Raw genomic sequence first — 18,585 nt, 5'->3', positions numbered from 1 at the left:
GGGCCAACCCCCCCGGTGATACCTGGGTTTTAAATTAAACCGCCGGGGGTGGCCCCCGATGGGGGCGGTCCCCCAACGCCCAGATCGTCATGGATCTCAGAATCGACCAGTGGATCACGAGCGACTCAGGCCTTGGCAGCGCCTATGGCATCCAAAGCCCGAGCGTCATCTCGCTAGCCAGAGTGTATGGGGGATTTCTCGCCTCCCCATCATTCAAGTTCGGTTACTTCAGCACCGGAAAGTGGTCACCCTTCACGGAACCTGGGAAGAGATACCAAGTCCAGTCTTTTGCCGACCTCAGAGCCTACTGGAATGTCGTCCTTCCAATCACCGTTCCGTTGGGCCAAGGAGGGAGTGTCAGCATAGATCCCAACAACTACCTTCCGGGAAAACCAGGACGTCAAGGCTACCCTCTGAACAACACCCGCCCCTGGAGCCCCGAGTGTAAGGACCGCAAGAACCGTGAGTGGAGCAGTCCGGACGGCAAATGCGTCTGTAAACAGGGTGAACCGAGAGACCGTCCCGATTGCAATCCCGCGGCTGACTGCCCTCGGCCGGATCGCATGTACAAGGACCAAGACGGTCAATGCCACTGCATGGCCGGCTATCCGATCGGAATCTCCATCGGCACCAAGCTCGTGGACTGCAGAACCCAGGCCGAGTACGATCTGGAGCTCGATCGCGCCACCGATGCAGATTTAGGGGCGATCCGTATCGATCCTGACGGCGACCCATCCACCTACACCATGTGCACGAAAGTAGGCCACGTCAGTTCGACCGCCATCGACCCGAACACAGGAAACCCAATCCCTGGGGGAGCCGGCACCGAGGTCGTTTTTCGGTGCAGGACTCTGACGATTCCACCACTCCACAGAGAGGCCGAAGGGCCCTCTACTCTCAGCCCAACGGATCGAGTTTTCTGCTTCGATTCTCGGAATCGCAATGGCTGGCAGCCATGCGAAGACGACCCCTTCCCCAACCTGCCTCTCAATCTACCCTTCTTTGACTTTCAGGCCTTGCTGCCGGAATGCCAAGGCTCCCGGATTCCTGAGTGGTGTCACCGCATAAACTTCGGGTCGCCGACCCAAGGAGGAGGTGCAGGCCAAGTCGCCGACCTGAGCCCACCATACATCGGATTGATGCCCGGAACTCCGGTTGCGGGGGACGAGATGGAGCTGCACGTTACGCTCACCAATCAAGGCGGAATCCTCGCACCGAATCACCACTACCGAGTGACTCTCTTGAAGCCCGACGGCGCGATCGTCGTGCGTGATCGCTACACCGGAAGCCTGGGAGCGCAACGCAGTCGCCATTTGACCATTCGTGGCTTCGAGCTCGACTATCCGGCGCTGCAGGAGGGCCCTCACTCGATCACCGTCGAAACCGACTCCCTGGAAGAGATCGAGGAAGCTGTCGAGAGCAACAATCGAAATCAACTCAGCTTCGTCGTCGCTGGTGGTCCGGTCGGCTCACAGCCGGATCTGAGAGTCACCCACGTTCGACCCCTGGACGCCAACCCGATATCGGGCCACCCCCTCGAGCTCGAGGTCACCGTGACCAATATCGGCGGCTCCCTGGCGAGCCGCTCGAACACTCTGGTCCTGGCGACGGACCCGGCGGACCATGTCTATGCGGAGTCCTTGGCCACTCCCGCTCTGGCTCCCATGGCATCGGAGACCTTGCTCTTCATCACCAACCAGGCGGTCGAGCCGGGCGTGCACGAAATCGTCGTCTTTGCCGACAACACCAATGAGGTGACCGAAAGCGACGAGCTCAATCTCGCCGAACGAAGGTTGGCCGTCGCCGACAGCGGGCTCGACTGCTTGCCCTGCACATCGGGCGCGGAGAACGCTGTCGGCACCGAGGTCTGCATGAGTGGCACCGCCGGCCCGTGGCCGGGATTGCACCATGTCTGCCGAGGGGTACGGGCCGATGGCACTACCTGCTCCAACGACCCCAACAACCCCAACGGTTGGGAGCACGTCGGAGCGCAGTGCCCGCGGCCCGACACGCTGCCCCTCGGGTGGCACCCCAACGCCTGCGGTGAGCCCGACGTTTGCGAGGGCACCGCGGCCCCCTGAGCCGAGGCATCGCAGGGACCCTGCCGGCGAAAGCCTCGCCGGCAGGGTGACCCTTGGGTCGACGCCAGGGGAATTCCGCGCCGCGGGCGCACCCTTGCCCCGCAGTGATTCCTTGGTGGTAGTGTTTCGGCGTGCCCCCAATTGACGTTCGACCAGAAGAAATGGTCGCGCTGATTCTGCGAGGAGATTCGCAGGCCGAGGATTGGCTCGTCGAGCGCTACAGCCGACCACTCTTCGCCCTGCTGCGTCAGCGCCTGCGCGAGACGGCGGACGCCGAGGATTTCCTCCAGGACACGCTCCAGCTCGGCATCGCCAAGATCCGGCAAGGGGAGCTTCGCGAGCCGGCGAAGCTGGGCTCTTTCCTGATGTCCCTGGCCCGCAATCTGGTGATCGAGCACCACCGTCGCAAGGCACGGCGCAAGACCGATGCGGATTCCCCGATCACGCTGCAGCGAGCGGCCTCTGAACCGGAGCCCGAGGCGCAGCTGATCGCCAGCGAGCGGGCCAGCCTCACCCGTCACCTGCTCGGCGAGCTCGGGACGCCGCGCGATCGCGAGATCCTGACCCGCTTTTACCTCGCTGAAGAGGACAAACCGGCCATCTGCGAGGACCTCGGTCTGTCCTCCTCCCAGTTCAACTGCGTCCTGCACCGGGCGCGCGAGCGCTACAAGCAGCTCTTCGAGGCGCGCTTCGGCTCGCCCTGGGGCGAGCGATCGCGGCTGGAAGTGAAATAGCTTCGCGTCATGTCCCACAACCCCAATGGAAATGAGCCCGTGGATCATCGCCTGATCGAAGAGCACAACTGGGTGGAGCGCTACGTCTTGGAGCAACTCAACGCGGCGGAGCAGGAGAGGTTCGAGGAGCATTTCGCCGACTGCGGCGAGTGTCTCGAGGCGGTCGAGCTGGCCCAGGAGCTGCGCCTTGGCCTGGCCGAGATCGGCCCCGCCGCGGAGAGCCCCGCGATCCCCAGCGCCACGACCACGGCGCCGGTTTTCATCCCGTCGGAAACCGAGCCGCCGCGGGCCGCCTCTCCGCTGCGCTGGCTCGCCGCCGCCGCCCTCCTCCTGATCGCCCTGCTGCCCGCCCTGCGCCTGGCCCAATCCAACCGCGCCCTGACGGACCAGATCGAACGGCTCGAGCGACCCTGGGCCGCGACGCCGGCGGTGGTGCTGGAGATTCGCCGGGACAGCGCCTCCAGCGAGCCCGCCAAACCCGCCATCACCGTGCACCCCGACGAGCCCTGGATCGCCCTGGCGGTGGATCTCGGCGATCTCTCCGGACTGGGTGTCGATGTCGCCCTTCGCGATGCCGAGGGTGAAACCCTCTGGTCCGCAGAAGGACTGACGCCGCCCCCGGCCGGGCCGCTGGTGTTGAGCCTGCCCTCGATGCTGCTCGCGACCGGCCCGTATCGCCTCGACACCTCCCTGCGATCGGCCGACGGTCGCGTCGAGTCCGCCGGCGAGTTCTCCTTCGAAGTCGTCCCGCCGCCGTGAGACCGATGGGGTCCATCGCGTGGCAGGTCCTCACCGGCTTCGTCCTCCTCGGCGGCGTGGCGATGGCCGACGAGGGACTCTCCTCCGCGCTGCCCCTCGCTCCAGGCGTACCGGTCGAACGGAACGTCGATCGCCTACCGGGGGCAAGCTCCGCCGGCGGCGAGCACCTCTATCGCTTCGAGCTCGCCGCCGGCCGACGCGCCGCGCTGTTCGTCGAGCAGAACCGGGTCGACGTGCGACTCGAGGCTCGCTGGCCCGGCGGCGAGAAGCCCTGGATCCTCGACACGCCCCTCGACTACGACGGCATCGAGTTGCTGTTGCTGCCACCGGAGGCCCGCGGCCAAGTCACCCTGCGAGTCACGACCAAGGCACCGGGGGGCCCGTCTGCGGACCCGGAAGTGCTCCACTACCACCCCAGCCGCTACCAGATCCTGCTCAGTGTCGGCCGCGAAGGCTCGGGCAGCCAAGGCTGGTTGACTACGCTGGCACAGCTGACCACCGCCGGCCGGGCCTATGCCGAGGGCACCGGTGCCGGCCGCCGCCGCGCCCTTTCCCTCTACGGCATCGTGGTGGATGACGCCCCTGACCAAGCTCAGAATCCAACCACGCCGGGCAGTCCCTGGCGTCGGGATCTGCAGGACCGACTGACCGCCCAAGCTCTCTATGCCGAGGCGGTGCTCTTCCGCCTGCTCGGCGACTACCGGCCGGCCCTCGAGCACGCCCGCGCTGCGCTGCTGCGCTGGACAGCCCCCGAGGACCGCCCCCGCCTGGCCGACACCTGGAACGAGATCGGCCTGGTCCTGGGACCGGACGGCGACACGACCGGCGCCCGCCAGGCCTTCGAGACGGCGCTGGCCCTGGCCGAAGCGCTCGAAGACCCGTTCCGCCAGGCGATCGTGCGCGGCAATCTCTGTCTGATCGATCTCATGGAGCGCCGGCTGCAAGCGGGAATCGGCTGCTTCGAGGCGGCGCTCCCGGCGGCTCGCCGGATAGGCGACGCCGAAGCCGAGTCGGCCTATCTGGTCAACATCGCCCAGGCCCACAAGGTGCTCGGAGAATCGCCCGCCGCCCTGAAGCGATTCCGAGAGGCGCTCGAGATTCAACGCGCCCTCGGCCTGACCAAGCTCGAAGCCAAAACTCTTCACAACCTCGGCGGCCTGCACCGCCGCCGGGCCGAGCTCGAAGCGGCCCTCGAGGCCTACCGCGGAGCCCTCGCTCGCTTCGAGCAGCTCGGCGATCAGCGTTGGCGTGCCCGCACCCTGCACAACCTCGCCAGCACCGAGGCCCGACTGGGGGACTTCGAGGCGGCGGCCCAACGGGCGCAACAGGCCCTCGAGCTGCATCGCCGGGTGGGCAACGTCGCCGGCGAGGCCAGTGCTCTCAAGATCTCCGGCCACCTGTCGGCCAGCCTCGGTGACTGGCCGACGGCGTGCGCCGCCTACCGCCGAGCACAGGAGCTCGAGGCGGCCACCGACGATGACCATGGAGAAGCGGTGGCGACCGCCTTCCTCGGTCGGTGCGAGCTGCAGTCGGGCAACGCCAGCATCGCCCTCGAGCACCTCTCGCGAGCCCTTGGAGCCTTGGCAACGAGCGACGACACGGCGCTGGTGGCGGCAGTCCGGGTGATTCACGGCCGCGCCCTCGCCGCCCTCGGCCGGCCCGCGGCGGCGCGCGCCGGTCTCGCCGAGGCTCTCGACGCCTACGATCGCTTCGACGACCCCCACGGTCGAGGCTGGGCCCTCTTCCACCTCGCGGAGCTCGAGGCCGGCGCCGCATCCTCGTCCGGCCCTCGATCCCATGCCGTCCTCGGCCTGCTGGAAGAGTCCCTCGCCGCCTTCGATGCCGTGACTCTGGAGCTCGAGAGCTCGGATCTGCGGGCTCTCTTCGCCGGCGCCCAGCGCCGAGCCCGAGAGCGCTACGTCAGCGCGCTGCTGGAGGCGGACCAGAAGCCCGCCGCCTTGGCGGCCAGCGAGGCGGCGCGTGGCTGGGGCCTGCGCAGCCTGCTGGGCTCGGCTCCCACGTCTTTCTCGCTCGCCACTGGCATCGACCTGGCGTCGGTCCAGAGGCTGCTCGACGACTCCACCGTCCTCTTCGAATACCTCGTCGGCGAGGACGCCTCCCACCTCTTCGTGGTGACGACGTGGAGCCTCGAGGTCTTTCCGCTGCCACCGCGGGCCGAGCTCGAAGAGATCGTCCGAGCGGCACGGCGGGAGCTGCTCTCGAGCACCGGCTCCGGCGAGAGCGCCCGCTGGCTCTCGAAGCGCTTGATCGGCGACGCGGCGGCGAGGCTCGCCAGAGCGCCGCAGCGCATCGTCCTCGCCCTCGACGGACCGCTCCATCTCCTACCGTTTGCCGCCCTGCCGGCAGCGGACGGCGTGCTCGCGGATCGCTTCGAGCTAGTGCGCATTCCCTCCGCCGCGGTGCTCGCCCTCGACCGGCGGCGGCGCGCCGCGCGCCCCGTCGCCGAAGGATGGGCCGCCGTCCTCGCCGACCCGATCTTCTCGCCCGATGATCTGAGGCTGGCTTCGGGCCCGTCCGGAGCCGACCTGGTGACCACCTCCCGGGGCCAGGACCGGCTGCCCCGGCTGCGCTTCAGCCGGAATGAGGCGGATTTCGTCACCGCCGCCGCCGGTGACGAGCCGACCCGCATCGCCCTCGATGCCGATGCCAACGCCCACTGGCTGCTCGACGAGTCCCTGGGCGACTTCCGCATTCTTCATCTCGCCACCCACGCCCACGTCGACGATGTGGTGCCGGCCCGCTCCGGCCTCGAGCTTTCGCTCCCCGCCGCCACCGACCCAGGGCACGGAGGATTCCTCGGTACCGCCGACCTACGACGCCTCGACCTGCGCGCCGAGCTGGTCTTTCTCTCCGCCTGTCGAACGGCCCTCGGCAAGGAGATCCGGGGCGAGGGGCTGGTGGGCTTGACCCAGGCTTTCTTCGAAGCCGGGGGGAGCCGCGTGATCGCCAGCCTGTGGCCCGTCGCCGACCGTTCCACCGCCGAGCTGGTGCGCCACTTCTACGGCGCGATCGCTCAGGGTTCGGCCCCCGCCGCAGCTCTGCGGCAAGCACAAGGCGTCTTGCGACGCGACCCGCGGTTCGCTCGCCCCGAATCCTGGGCCGGCTTCGTGATGGTCGGCGATTGGCAGGATGCCGACCTCCAACCGCGGCCATCTTCGACCACCCATCGCCCATGAATCGAGAGGAGGGTTTTCCATGGCAGAGCAAGATTTCCTCGGTGTCTGGAGGGTCTGGTTGACGGCCGGCATTCCATTTGGTCTCGGAACCGAGATCACCATTGATTCGCAGAACGGCGTGCTGTCCGTCACCACCGAGCCGGAAGTCGGCGAAGGGCTCCAGATCACCTACTGGGAAAGCGACGATCAGATGCGCATCACCGGTCTGCCGATGACCCCGGAGCTGGTGCTGGCCCACTATCGGGATCCCGACCCCACCATCGACTATCGGGCCCTCTACGGCGCCGCCCTGATGGAGGCCACCGACCTCAAGCAAAGTCGCCTCGCCCTCTGCTACGCGGATCATGTCGCGGACACCACGACCAGCACCTCTGGCGAGCGCCAGGCACCGACCAACCCCTGGGGCAACGACCAGATCTGGAAGGTTCAAGCGAGCAGCGGCTCGCAGTTCGGCATCGGCTCCACCGTCACCCTTGGAGAGGGCAACTCCGTCCTCAGCATCAGCAACGTCTTTGGAGAGGCCATCCCCCCGGTGCCAACGATGCAATACGTGGCGGAGTCCGGCGCCCTACGGGGCGAGCTACCGGCCAACGAGCATCCGCGTATCGTCGTGCAGTGCTCGATCGCCGACTTCGACGGCGACCAACGGATCTTCGGGGTGGGGGTGATCGGTGATCCGGAGGCCTCCGGGGTGTGGGGCGGCGACGAGGAGGATCCCCCCCAGGGCGAAGACCGCTGACCCGAGCGATGGCTCCAGCATGACCAGGACCGGCAACCCGCCGGTCCTTTTCTCTTCTAGCAGGTTGCTGAAAAACTCATCGGCAACCTGCGTCCGGGCCCGAGAGGGCTGGGCGCCCCCGGCCTGGCGGCGGGGCAGCCGCCGCGACGGGAGAGGAGGCTCAAGAACCGCGCTTCTTGAGCCGGAGCGGGACGCGCAGTCAGGGGCGCGTAGCCCCGCGCGGAAAAAACAGCTAGCAGCGCTGGAAAGTCGCGAAGCGGACTTTTTCAGCAGCCTGCTAGCTCTTTTCTCTGGCGAAGAAGATCTCACCCTCGCCTGCAAGAGAATCCCCTCCCGTCCCACCCATTGGACGAGTCTTCACTACGAGCGCGGTCGATCCGCGCGCCCTGTGCTGAATCCGTTGGGAGGGAATCATGGAATCCGCTCGTCTTCTTCCAGTTTCGCTGCGAGCCTTGCTGGTCTCTGCGACCTGCGCCGCCTTGACCGCCGGTCTGCCTCTGGCAGGCCAGGAACACCGTCAGAATCACCATCACCGAGAGTCCGCGACGGGCCCTGTCGAGGGGGCATTTCTGCCCCTCGAGCTGCCGAATGTCGAGCTGGTCGACCAGCACGGCGAGACCGTCCGGCTACCCGCGCTGGCGGCCGGCCGCAAGGTGGCGATCAACTTCATCTTCACCTCCTGCACCACCGTCTGCTCGCCGATGGGTGCCCTCTTCGCCACCCTGCAGCGTCAGCTCGAAGCACGGCCCGACGCCGCGGAAGAGGTTGCCTTCGTCTCGATCACCATCGATCCGGCGGTCGACACTCCACAGCGACTGAAGACCTGGTCCGAGCGCTTCGACGGCAGCTCGCGCTGGCGCCTCCTCACCGCCTCGAAGCCGGTGGTCGACGGGCTGCTCAAAGACCTCGGGGTGTTCTCGGCCCTCAAGGAGGATCACGCCCCGCTGATCCTGCTGGGGGACACGCGCTCCAATCGCTGGCTGAGAGCCCACGGCCTGGCTCCGCCGCACGAGCTGATCCGCCTGCTCGATGAGCTGCCACCGGCCGCGACCCGCCCGGCGCAGGCGGCCGCGAACGCCCAACACCCCCTCGGCAACCAGCCGGCCCGGGAGTACTTCACCGACACCCGGCTGGTCGACCAACACGGCCAGGAGCACCGCTTCTATAGCGACCTCATCGCCGGCCGAACGGTGGTGATCAACCCCTTCTTCTCGACCTGCACCGGCAGTTGCCCGGTGATGCACGGAGCGCTCCAACGGCTACACGAGGCCCTCGACGAACGCCTCGGCCGGGATGTCTTCCTGCTGTCGATCTCGGTCGACCCGGAGCACGACACGCCCGAGCGCCTAAACACCTACGCAGAAGCCTTCGAGGCCGGCCCGGGATGGAGCTTTCTCACCGGCGAGCCAGCAGACGTCGAACGGGTGCTCGCCCGCCTCGGCCAGGCGGTGCCGCGCAAAGAAGCCCATCAAGCGATCTTCCTGGTCGGCAACGACCGCACCGGCCTCTGGCAGAGAGCCTTCGGCTTGGGTCCCGCCGAGGGACTCCTCGAAGTGGTCCGCAGCGTCGCCGACGACTCGCCCCCCGACGCCGTGGTCTCGCCCCTGACTCAACCCTCCACCAGCCGCTAGGCCCAGGATAAGGACAATCGACATGACCTCGACTCGATGCTCGTCCCGCCGTACTTTCCGGCAGGCGCGGATGGTCTTCGCCGCCACCGCCCTCGTCATGGTGACCGCGCAGCCGGCGCCAGCCGCCTCGTGCCCCAGCGACGCCGAGCTGCGCACCCTCTGCCCGAGGGTGGTGAACGCCGACATCGTCGCCCTCGACCAGCCGTTCTTTTACAACCGCCTCGGAGCCAGCCAGCCGGACGGCCAGATCTTCGCCCTGCGCTCGGACGTCGTCTGCGTCCCCGGCACCAAGTGCTCCGAAGACGAACTTCAGCCCGGCAGGGTCATGCTGCGGCCAGACAAACGCCCCCGCCCGATGGTGCTGCGGGTTCCCGAAGGGGATTGCCTGCGCATCGAGCTCGAGAACCTGCTGGCGAAAGTACCCAACACCTCCTCCAATGAGCGGCAGTTCAACCAGGCCTATGGCCTTCAGCCGGTGCTGGACCAGACGGTCACTCGGCAAGCCGGGGCACACGTGCTCGGTCTCTCCCTGGTGGCGGCCTGCGACGGCGATGACCAGGTGGCGGCGATCAACGCCGACGCCAGCTTCGTGGGCGCCAACGACACCAGCCTGGCGAATCCCGGGGAACGTCGCGTCTACATCTACCGTGCCGAGCAGGACGGCGCCTACCCGCTGCACAGCACCGCCGCCAACGCCGGTCTGATCTCCGGCAACGGACAGATCGCCCTCGGCCTCCATGGCATGGTCAACGTCGAGCCGCAGGGGTCGGTCTTCTTCCGCAGCCAGGTGACGCGCCAGGATCTGCTCGCCGCCAACCGGCGAGCGGACTGCCCCTTCCCGCCGACCGCCACCGCCGATGGAGAGCTCTGCCTGACCCCGGGAGGACAGCCGATCATCGACTACTGGGCCGAGGACGCCGAGGGCCGGCCGATCCTCGCCATGATCGATCGCGACGGCAACCTCACCGGCACGGACCTCACCGCCATCGTGGCCTACCAGGACCCGACCTCGAGCCAGCCCGGGGACTTCCCCTACGACCCCGACAATCCGCTCTGCTTTCCGGTTCCGGCGGCGACCGGCAACGGTGCGCCCGAAGGCCGCTGTACGCGCCCCTTCCGGGAGATCACCGCCCTCTACCAAGAGCCCCTCGCCGCGGCCTCCCAAACCTTCCCCTGCATCACCGGCACCAACGTCGAGGTCGGCGTCGAGGGCACCTGGAGCAGTGACCGCGAAGGACTGACCACCATCACCCTGCCGGAGGCCGACTGCGACGACAGCACCGGAACCTCCTGCGAGGTCGGCGTCGTGACCGCCAGCCAGACGACCTGCCCCACCGCCTGGAACATCACCCCCTACCTGGCGGACATCTTCTCCGCCCGCGGCTCCCTGGACAGCTTCGCCATCAACTACGGCATGGACGCGATCGGGCCCCGCCTGCTCGCCAACCGCGTGCGGGTCGGACCCCAGGCGGACTGCGTCGGCTGCAAGTACGAAGAGTTCTTCCTGAGCTCCTGGCCCAACGGCGATCCGGCCCAGGTCTCGACCCAACCGGCGGCCCTCGGCACGGATTCGGCGAACAGCGTGGCCGCCACCGAAGCGGAAGGCGGACCGGCGATTCGCTTCCCGGACGATCCCTCGAACGTCTACCACTCGTACCTCGGCGATCCGGTGAAGTACCGCATCGCCAGCGTCGGCGGTGCGGCGGCCCACGTCCACCATCAGCACGCCCATCAGTGGCTCCACACCCCCAACGCGGCGGCGAGCCACTACCTCGACAGCCAGACCATCACACCCGGCTCCGCCTACACCCTGGAGATGGTCTACAACGGCTCCGGGAACCGCAACGAGACCGTCGGCGACGCCATCTTCCACTGCCACTTCTATCCTCATTTCGCGTCCGGCATGTGGGCCATGTGGCGAGTCCACGACGTCTTCGAGGCGGGCACTCGCATGGACCCCGAGAGCGGTCGCCCGGCGAGCGCCTGGCAGTGCGTCCACCAGGGCCAGACGCTCGCAGCGGACGACTGCCGCCAGCTCGAGGGTGAGGTCGCCTGGCGCCTGGTGGAACCCAACCGCGCCCTGCCCGATCCGACCATCCCCGACGGCACGCCGATTCCAGCCATCGTGCCGTTGCCGGGACTGGCCATGGCCCCGATGCCGGCGCCGGTCGCCCTGTCACCGGACGGCAAGCGCGGGCTGACCCTGCTGCGCCAGGGCGAAGGCTGGGACATTCTCGGCAACGACCCGGCGCTGGTCGAGCTCGCCGGAACCATCGGGGCACAGGCTCGTCAGCCCGAGATCAACGCCGGTTCCGCCGCCGAGATCGGCAATCCGGGCTTCCCCTTCTTCATCCCGGGCCTCGCCGGGCAACGCGCCGTCCGGCCACCCCTCGATGTGGCGCAGCACGAGCAAGACGGCACCACCGTGCCCCTCGACGGCGGGCTACCGCGCCATCGCATCGGCTCCGAGAGCCAGGTCGCCGAGGTCACCGACCCGGCGGACATCGATGGCTGCACCCCCGGTGCCGCCGGCAACTCCTTCCGCGAGTGCCATACCCGCCACGACTTCTCGAAGATCTTGCTCGACATTCAGGCGGAGGCCCTCGACGAGCAAGGCGAAGCGGCGGAGAAGCTGGCGATGCTGTGGCATGGCGAGCTGTTTCCGGGCGGCCGCGTGCCGAGCTGCGACAGCTCCGGCACCTGCGATCCCAGCACCGCCTTCCGGCTCAATGGCAGCCCACCGGCGCCGGGAGCCCCCTACGCCGAGCCCTGCGCTCGGGAAGACCAGTGGAACGGCGAGGTGCGCCACTACAAGGCCGCGGCCATCCAAACGGACGTGGTCTTCACCAAGGAGGGCTGGCACTTCCCGCAGCAGCGCATGCTCAGCCTGTGGCAGGACGTCGAGCCGACGCTGGCAGGCGAGAAGGCCCCCGAGCCCCTCTTCATGCGCGCCAACTCCGGCGAGTGCATCGATCTCTGGCACGCCAACCTGGTGCCGAGCGAGTACGCCCTCGACGACTACCAGGTGCGCACCCCGACGGACATCATCGGCCAGCACATCCACCTGGTGAAGTTCGACGTCACCTCCTCCGACGGCGCCGCCAACGGCTTCAACTACGAAGACGCCACCTTCAGCCCGGACGAGGTCCGCGAGCGCATCGCCGCGATCAATGCCGGCGGTGGCCTGCGGGTCGGCCCGAAAGGCCTTTGCCCCGATGGCCGGACGGCGGGAGAAGACGGCCGCTGCCCGCTTGAGGCGCGTCCCTTGCCGTTCTTCGGTCCCGGCCCCGGCGGCCGCTGGATCGGAGCGATGGCGACGGTACAGCGTTGGATGGCCGACCCCCTCGAGGACACTTTCGGCGACGACCGCACCCTGCGCACCGTCTTCACCCACGACCACCTGTCGCCCTCGACCCACCAGCAGGCCGGCCTCTATGCCGGCGTGCTGATCGAGCCACAGTGCTCCCAGTGGGTCGACTCGTGGACCGGGGAAGTGATGGGCGGCAGCCTCGATCCCCTGGGGGAGGAGTGCGAGCAGGCCTACGCCGCCCGGCCCCTGGACGGCGGCCCGACGAGCTGGCGAGCCAACATCCTCTACCGCGACGAAGCGATCGGCGGCGACTCACAACCGCGCCTCGCCGGCGTCCGGGAGTTCACCCTCGAGTTCCAGGACATGACCCTCGCCTACCCGGCAAACGCCGTCAGCACGCCGAATCCGCTGGCCCTCGACGAGATCTGTCCCACCTGCCCGGGCCCGGTCTTGGGATCGGGCATCGGCCCGAGCTCGCTGGCCAACAAGTTCAACTACGGGGTCGACTATCCCCGCGCCCTCAACAGCCCCGGGATCAACGCTCCGGTGGGCCCTTGGCCACAGACGGTCTCCTTCGGCGCCATGTTCGGCGCCTACAGCATCAACTACCGCAGCGAGCCGCTGGCGCCGCGGGTGACCGGCATCGACGGCGCCCCGCCACCGGCCACCGGCGAGCGATCGGCGGCGCGCGACTACGCCCAGGCCTATCGCTCGATCGAGCGCCAGAACCCGGCCCTCAACGTCCAGCCGGACTGGTACCCGCCGCTCACCGGCGGCGCCGAGGGACAGGATCCGATGACGCCGCTGCTCGAAGCCTATGCCGGCGACCGGCTGCAAATCCGCACCCTCACCGGCGCCCATTTCCTCAACCACCAGTTCACCCTGCGCGGCCTGCCCTGGTTGTTCGAGCCCTCGCTGGCCAACTCCGGCTATCGCGCCGCCCAGTCGACGTCGCTGTCAGAGCACTTCGAGATCAACGTTCGCCTGCCCGCCGCCCAAGGAGCACCGCGGGTGGACTACCTCTACCAGACGGACTCGAACGTCCAGGCCCAGGGCAAGGGCGGCTGGGGCCTGCTGCGCTCCTACGGCGAACGGCAGGAATTCCTCGCCCCGCTACCGGACAACCCGCCACCGGAGCGCCATCGTCCGACCGCGATCGACACCGCCGGTCGTTGGGTATGCAGCCCCGACTCCCTCGCCGAGCGGGACGGCTTTCGAACCCGGCGCTACCGCGTCTTGGCCCTCGACGCCGAGAGCTTCGCGGCGGGCACAGCCCTCCCCTATCGCAGCCCGGTGGACCTCGAGATCAAGATCACCCAGGCCGACGACTCCACCGTGTCCGACTCTCTGAGGACGGCCCTCGAGTCTCCCAATGGGGTGGTCTACGTGCTGGCCGAAGACGTGGTGAAAACCTCCGAGGGCTGGCAGTTCCGAGAAGGGCGACAGCACGAGCCCTTGGTGCTGCGCGCCGCCGCCGGCGACTGCCTCGAGGTCACCCTCGAAAACCATCTCGACCCCCAGGCCGCCGCCTTCGTCACCGACAATCCCACCGACCAACCCCTGGTCAATCCCCTGCAGGGCAGCCCGGAGTGCACCGACGCCGGCTATCGGGAGCGTCTCCTGGCGGTCCAGAGCGGTAGCGATCCGACCGCCCTCGACGGCTTCGGCAAGCTCTGCGCCGGCAGCTTCGCCGCCTCGACCCGGATCGGTCTTCATCCCCAGCTGGTGACCTACGACCCGCTCGTCGGAGCGGGCTACGACGCCGGAATCAATCCCGTTCAGACGGTTCCGGCTCGCCGAACCCACGACGACGAAGGCCCGGTACCGACCTCCACCTCGTACTGGTTTGCCGGCCACGTCGAGACCCACGACGAACACGGTGGTCTCGCCCGCGAGTACAAGCCGGTCGAGTTCGGCGCCGCCAATCTGCTCTCCGCGGACCCCCTATTCCAGACCTCCAAGGGCCTCTTTGGAGGATTGATCATCGAGCCTGTGGGTTCCCGCTGGGTGGAGGACGCCAACACCCGCCTGCAGGCCACCATCTATCCCGCCCAAGGACCGCCGTACCGCGAAGGGGTGCTCTTCTTCCAGGACGACCTGGAGCTCTACTTCCGCGACCAGAACCACCGCTACCAGGCCCTCAACGTCCTCAACGTGGGCAACTTTTCTGGCCAGGTGGCGGCGGTGGGCTACGGCATCGAGACGCCCCTCCTGCGCATGGCACCACCGGCCGCCCAAGACCTGACCACCACCGCTCCCGCAGCGCCGGGAGACACCGAGCCCCAGCCCTATGGCAGCCTGCTGCTGTCGGACTTCGCGCACCAGCAGTGCTGGTTGTCGAGCGCCCAGGTGAAGCGGGATCCCTCGACCACCTTGTTGACCGCCCACGCCGGCACTCCCTACCGCCTTCGCCTGCTCCACCCCCTGGGCAACTTCACGGGACAGACCTTCGTGCTGCACGGCCACGGCTGGCAGGAGGAGCCCTACGTGCCGCTGCCTGGCCGCGACAACGTCGCCGGCTACGCCGGGCCGGGTCCGGTGCCGCAAACCCTGGGCGACAACCCGTTCTCGCAGTGGTTCGGCTCGCAGGGCGGATTCGGCTCCGGCGAGCACTTCGACGTCGTCTTGGCACCGGTCGGCACCGGCACCGGGAGAGCCCGGCACAACGGCGCCGGTGGACAGGACCGCGTTCCCGGTGACTACCTCTACCGGAGCTGGCAGTCGAATGGCTTCACCGGTGGCGCTTGGGGCCTGTTCCGGGTCGGTCCGGAGGTCGCAGCGAACGAGCACCGGGACATCGTGACGGTGCTCAGCGCGGTGACCGCCGACACCACCGACGGAGCGCTGACCACGGTCATCGGTAGCAACAGCTCGATCCTGGGATCGCAGCCCGGCGAGCGCCGCTTTGCCAGCCGCCTGTCGCTCTACGCCGGCAGCGACTGCTCGGGAGAGCCACTGGCGACGCTCGATCTCGAGGCTCCCACCGGACCCACCCGCACCTGGTCCTGGACCGGCGACCTCGGCGATTCCACCGCGGTGTGCGTCGCCTCCGACGCCGGCGGCCGGGACACGGCCGAGGTCACCACGGCGATTCCTTGCCCGGCGATTCAAACCGCGTCGGCGCAGGAGGCGAGCCAATGAGCGTCGCGGCTGGGAGGTCAGCCTCGAGACCCGTCAACCCTTGGCGAAGGCTCGCGCTCTTGCTGCTCGTCCTGGCCGCGGCTGGGACAGGGGCTGGAGCAGGGGCCGCGACCTCGAGGCTCGAGGACTCGACCACCGTCGCCGGAATCGTCGTCGAGGTGGAGCTCGCGGGAATCCCCGCCTCCGAGTCAGCACCGGCAACAGCCGGCGAGCTGGTCGCGGAGCAACCGGCTCGCCTGCGGCTGTCGCTGCGCGACACCGCCGCCGCGACTCCCCTGAGCGGCGCCCAGCCCGCCGCCTGGATGGGCCGCCGCCTGGGCGCGGGCACCCCCGCCTGCGGCGAGCGCGTCGCCGACTACCTCTCCGGCAGCCTGCTCTCCCGCGCCGCCGTCGACTTCAACACCTACTACATCTTGACCCTCAACCACGACGCCACCCTGAGCGTGGTCGATCCGCTGTTCGGCTACGGCGGCAGCCGCTTGCTGACCCTCGTCTCGCTGGCCAGTCGCGGCTCCGATTGGGTCCTGATGGAGCGCGACCCCAGCCTTCCCGGGCGCCTCTACATCAGCCAGCCGGAGACCGGCCAGGTGGCGGTCCTGCGCACCGACACCTGGCGTATCGAGCGCCAGCTCGAGGTCGGCCCCGGGGTCTCCCGCCTGCTGCCCCAAGGGGATGGCGCCTTCGTCTGGGCGCTTCATGCCAACGGCGTGACCCTGATCGACAGCCGTTCCGGCGAGATCGCCGCATCCCTGCCCTTCGAGGACTCGGACCAGAGCCCCATGGCAGCGATCGACATGGTCCTCGATCAGGACGATCGGCACGCCTATGTCGTGCGGCGGCCGGCCATGGCCGAGGGAATGAGCGAGGTGCAGGTCATCGACCTCCGCCAACGCGCCATCCTGGGACGCCTCCCCACCGGCCGGGGCGCCACCTCGATCGCCTGGTCATCGCTCGCCCGCAGCGCCTGGATCAGCCACGCCGACGGCGCTCTGGTGGCCGTCGGCATGGCCAAGGGACGACCCGACTTGCGCCATCGCCTGGCCGCCGGCGCGCCGCTCGACCAGATTCGCTTCGCTCCCGAGGGCCGACTGGCCTTCGCGCTGTCGCGGCAGAGCAATCTGCTCCACATCGTCGATGCCGCCCGCGGGCGACTGATCAAGAGCGGTCCGATGGCCGGTGAACCCGACCAGGTGACCTTCTCCAGCGAGCTCGCCTACGTGCGCCACCGCGGCAGCGAGCTGGTGTTGATGGTGCCTCTGGAAACCGCCGGCAACGCCCATGAGCCGATCCAGACCGCCGACTTTCCCGGCGGTCAGCGACCCTACGCCCGCCGGGGAGTGCCGATGCTCGCCCCCTCCCTCGCCAGGGCGCCGGGCGCCAACGCGGTGGTGATCGCCAACCCCGACGACGAAGCGGTCTACTTCTATATGGAAGGCATGGCGGCCCCGATGGGCGAGTTCTCGACCCAGGGTCGCCGGCCGCTGGCGGTGCGGGTCGTCGACCGCAGTCTGCGCGAGGGCGCGCCGGGCATCTACGAAACGGTGGTGCGACTCGACGAGGCTGGCTCCTACGACCTCGCCGTCTTCCTCGATGCTCCGCGCGTCATTCACTGCTTTGGCGTCACCGTCGAGGCCGATCCGGCGCGTCCGGAAGCCTCGTCACCGATGATCGCGAAGCTGGTCGCGGGCAGCGTCCGAGGCCTGCGCGGCGGCGGCGTCGAGCTCGACGTCGAGCTGGCGGGAGCGCGGCTGGAGGCCGCGCCAGAGCTCGTGCTGCTGGTGCAGCGTCTCGCCGGCGGCTGGCATCAGCGCATTCCGGCAACCCTGGTGGCGCCGCACGGGGCGCGCTACCGGGCGCGCCTTCGCCCCGCCATGCCGGGCGAGTATCTGGTCTGGATCGAGTCTCGGGCCGCGGGATCGAACGCCGCTCCCCTCGCCCGGCTGCAGGTGCCAGCGACCCGGCCGGCGCCATGAATCGCCTCCTGCCACGCCGGACCAAAGCGATCGCCCTGGTGGCCGCCATGGTGACCGCCCCGGCGATCGCCGGCCAGGCCGACGAGATCGAGCTCGGGCGGCGACTCTATGAGAGGGGCCTCGGAATCGATGGACGGCCGGTGACCGCCGTTCTCGAACCCCCGACCTTGCCGTCTGGGCAGGCCGCCGGCCAGGGGGTCGAGCTCTCCGCCGCCACTTTGCCGTGCGCCAGCTGCCACGGTCCGGAAGGTCGCGGTCGCCCCGAGGGTGGCGTCCGGCCCAGCGACCTCCGCTGGTCGGCCCTGACTCGCCCTTGGACCGCCGGCACCGCCCACGGCAGGTCCCACCCGCCCTACGATGACCCCAAGCTGATCCGCGCCGTCACCATGGGCCGCGACCCGGCCGGCCATCGCCTGCAGGTCGCCATGCCGCGCTATCGGCTGAGCCACGGCGACGCCCGCGCCCTGCTGGCCTACTTGAAGACCCTCGGCGAGGCGCCGGCCCCTGGGGTAAATCACGACTCCGTGACCCTCGGCGTTCTGGTATCGAGCCCGCCGGACGACGCGCAGCGAGCCGCGATGGCGGTTTTGCAGGCCTGGCAGGCGGACCTCGCGACTGGCGGCGGAGTCTACGGCCGCAACCTCCGGCTCGCGGTCTTCGCGGCGGACGCTGCGACGGCATCAGAGCCTCCCGAAGTCCTCGCTTGGATCGTCCTCGGCGCCGCTTCCGCCGCCGAGCTCAGCCCGCAGACTCCGGCACTCCTCCTGGGAAACACCGCGTCACCCTGCGCCGATTGCCTGCGAGTGGCGGCCTCGCTGGCTCCGTCACGACGCTGGCGTGAGCTGCAGCGGCGCCACCACCTGCCGACCGACCACCTCCCCAACCAGCTTCAGGCCCTGGCAGTTGCCGAAATTCTCACCACGGCCCTGGAATCCACCGGCCGCGAGGTCGATCTCGTCGAGCTTCGGCGCAGACTCGCAGAGCTGGTCCCTCGAAGCGAGGGCCAGCAAACGAACTGAG

Annotated in this window: 9 protein-coding genes; all 9 read left to right on the top strand. The window is 68.8% G+C overall.

Annotated elements, in window-relative coordinates:
• The first annotated feature begins 89 nt into the window (after window positions 1–89).
• A complete protein-coding gene (locus AAF604_19915) occupies window positions 90–2,081 on the top strand; it encodes a CARDB domain-containing protein (protein MEM7051944.1) in 1,992 nt (663 codons plus the stop codon).
• A gap of 161 nt (window positions 2,082–2,242) precedes the next feature.
• Window positions 2,243–2,815 carry a sigma-70 family RNA polymerase sigma factor gene (locus AAF604_19910; GenBank protein MEM7051943.1) on the top strand — a complete coding sequence of 191 codons (573 nt, stop codon included), beginning with the start codon at window positions 2,243–2,245 and terminating at the stop codon, window positions 2,813–2,815.
• A 39-nt stretch (window positions 2,816–2,854) separates the two neighbouring features.
• The gene (locus AAF604_19905) at window positions 2,855–3,574 is read left to right on the top strand and encodes a hypothetical protein (GenBank protein ID MEM7051942.1); all 720 of its coding nucleotides are present in this window, start codon (window positions 2,855–2,857) and stop codon (window positions 3,572–3,574) included.
• A gap of 5 nt (window positions 3,575–3,579) precedes the next feature.
• Window positions 3,580–6,771, top strand: a complete 3,192-nt coding sequence (locus tag AAF604_19900; GenBank protein MEM7051941.1) for a CHAT domain-containing tetratricopeptide repeat protein — start codon at window positions 3,580–3,582, stop codon at window positions 6,769–6,771.
• A gap of 19 nt (window positions 6,772–6,790) precedes the next feature.
• Window positions 6,791–7,510, top strand: coding sequence for a hypothetical protein (locus tag AAF604_19895; protein ID MEM7051940.1), 720 nt, complete (start codon window positions 6,791–6,793; stop codon window positions 7,508–7,510).
• Between the two features lie 413 nt (window positions 7,511–7,923).
• Window positions 7,924–9,141 carry an SCO family protein gene (locus AAF604_19890; protein MEM7051939.1) on the top strand — a complete coding sequence of 406 codons (1,218 nt, stop codon included), beginning with the start codon at window positions 7,924–7,926 and terminating at the stop codon, window positions 9,139–9,141.
• A gap of 22 nt (window positions 9,142–9,163) precedes the next feature.
• On the top strand, window positions 9,164–15,592 hold the full coding sequence (locus AAF604_19885) for a hypothetical protein (protein ID MEM7051938.1): 6,429 nt from the start codon (window positions 9,164–9,166) through the stop codon (window positions 15,590–15,592).
• Between the two features lie 59 nt (window positions 15,593–15,651).
• Window positions 15,652–17,565: a hypothetical protein gene (locus tag AAF604_19880; protein ID MEM7051937.1), complete on the top strand. Its 1,914-nt coding sequence runs from the start codon at window positions 15,652–15,654 to the stop codon at window positions 17,563–17,565.
• Entirely contained in the window at window positions 17,562–18,584 is a 1,023-nt protein-coding gene (locus tag AAF604_19875) for a cytochrome c (GenBank protein MEM7051936.1), read from the top strand. Before AAF604_19880 ends, AAF604_19875 begins: the two co-directional genes overlap by 4 nt.
• Window position 18,585 lies beyond the last annotated feature (1 nt).

This window comes from Acidobacteriota bacterium (assembly GCA_039028635.1).
GTDB lineage: Bacteria > Acidobacteriota > Thermoanaerobaculia > Multivoradales > JBCCEF01 > JBCCEF01.
Note: the sequence above shows the minus strand (reverse complement) of the source record. Positions and strands in the feature narration are given on the sequence as shown.

Excerpts from the sequence above, each read along its gene's own strand:
- AAF604_19915 (MEM7051944.1), top strand. The coding sequence starts at position 90 with ATGGATCTCAGAATCGACCAGTGGATCACGAGCGACTCAGGCCTTGGC.
- AAF604_19910 (MEM7051943.1), top strand. The coding sequence starts at position 2,243 with ATGGTCGCGCTGATTCTGCGAGGAGATTCGCAGGCCGAGGATTGGCTC.
- AAF604_19900 (MEM7051941.1), top strand. The coding sequence starts at position 3,580 with ATGGGGTCCATCGCGTGGCAGGTCCTCACCGGCTTCGTCCTCCTCGGC.
- AAF604_19895 (MEM7051940.1), top strand. The coding sequence starts at position 6,791 with ATGGCAGAGCAAGATTTCCTCGGTGTCTGGAGGGTCTGGTTGACGGCC.
- AAF604_19890 (MEM7051939.1), top strand. The coding sequence starts at position 7,924 with ATGGAATCCGCTCGTCTTCTTCCAGTTTCGCTGCGAGCCTTGCTGGTC.
- AAF604_19885 (MEM7051938.1), top strand. The coding sequence starts at position 9,164 with ATGACCTCGACTCGATGCTCGTCCCGCCGTACTTTCCGGCAGGCGCGG.
- AAF604_19875 (MEM7051936.1), top strand. The coding sequence starts at position 17,562 with ATGAATCGCCTCCTGCCACGCCGGACCAAAGCGATCGCCCTGGTGGCC.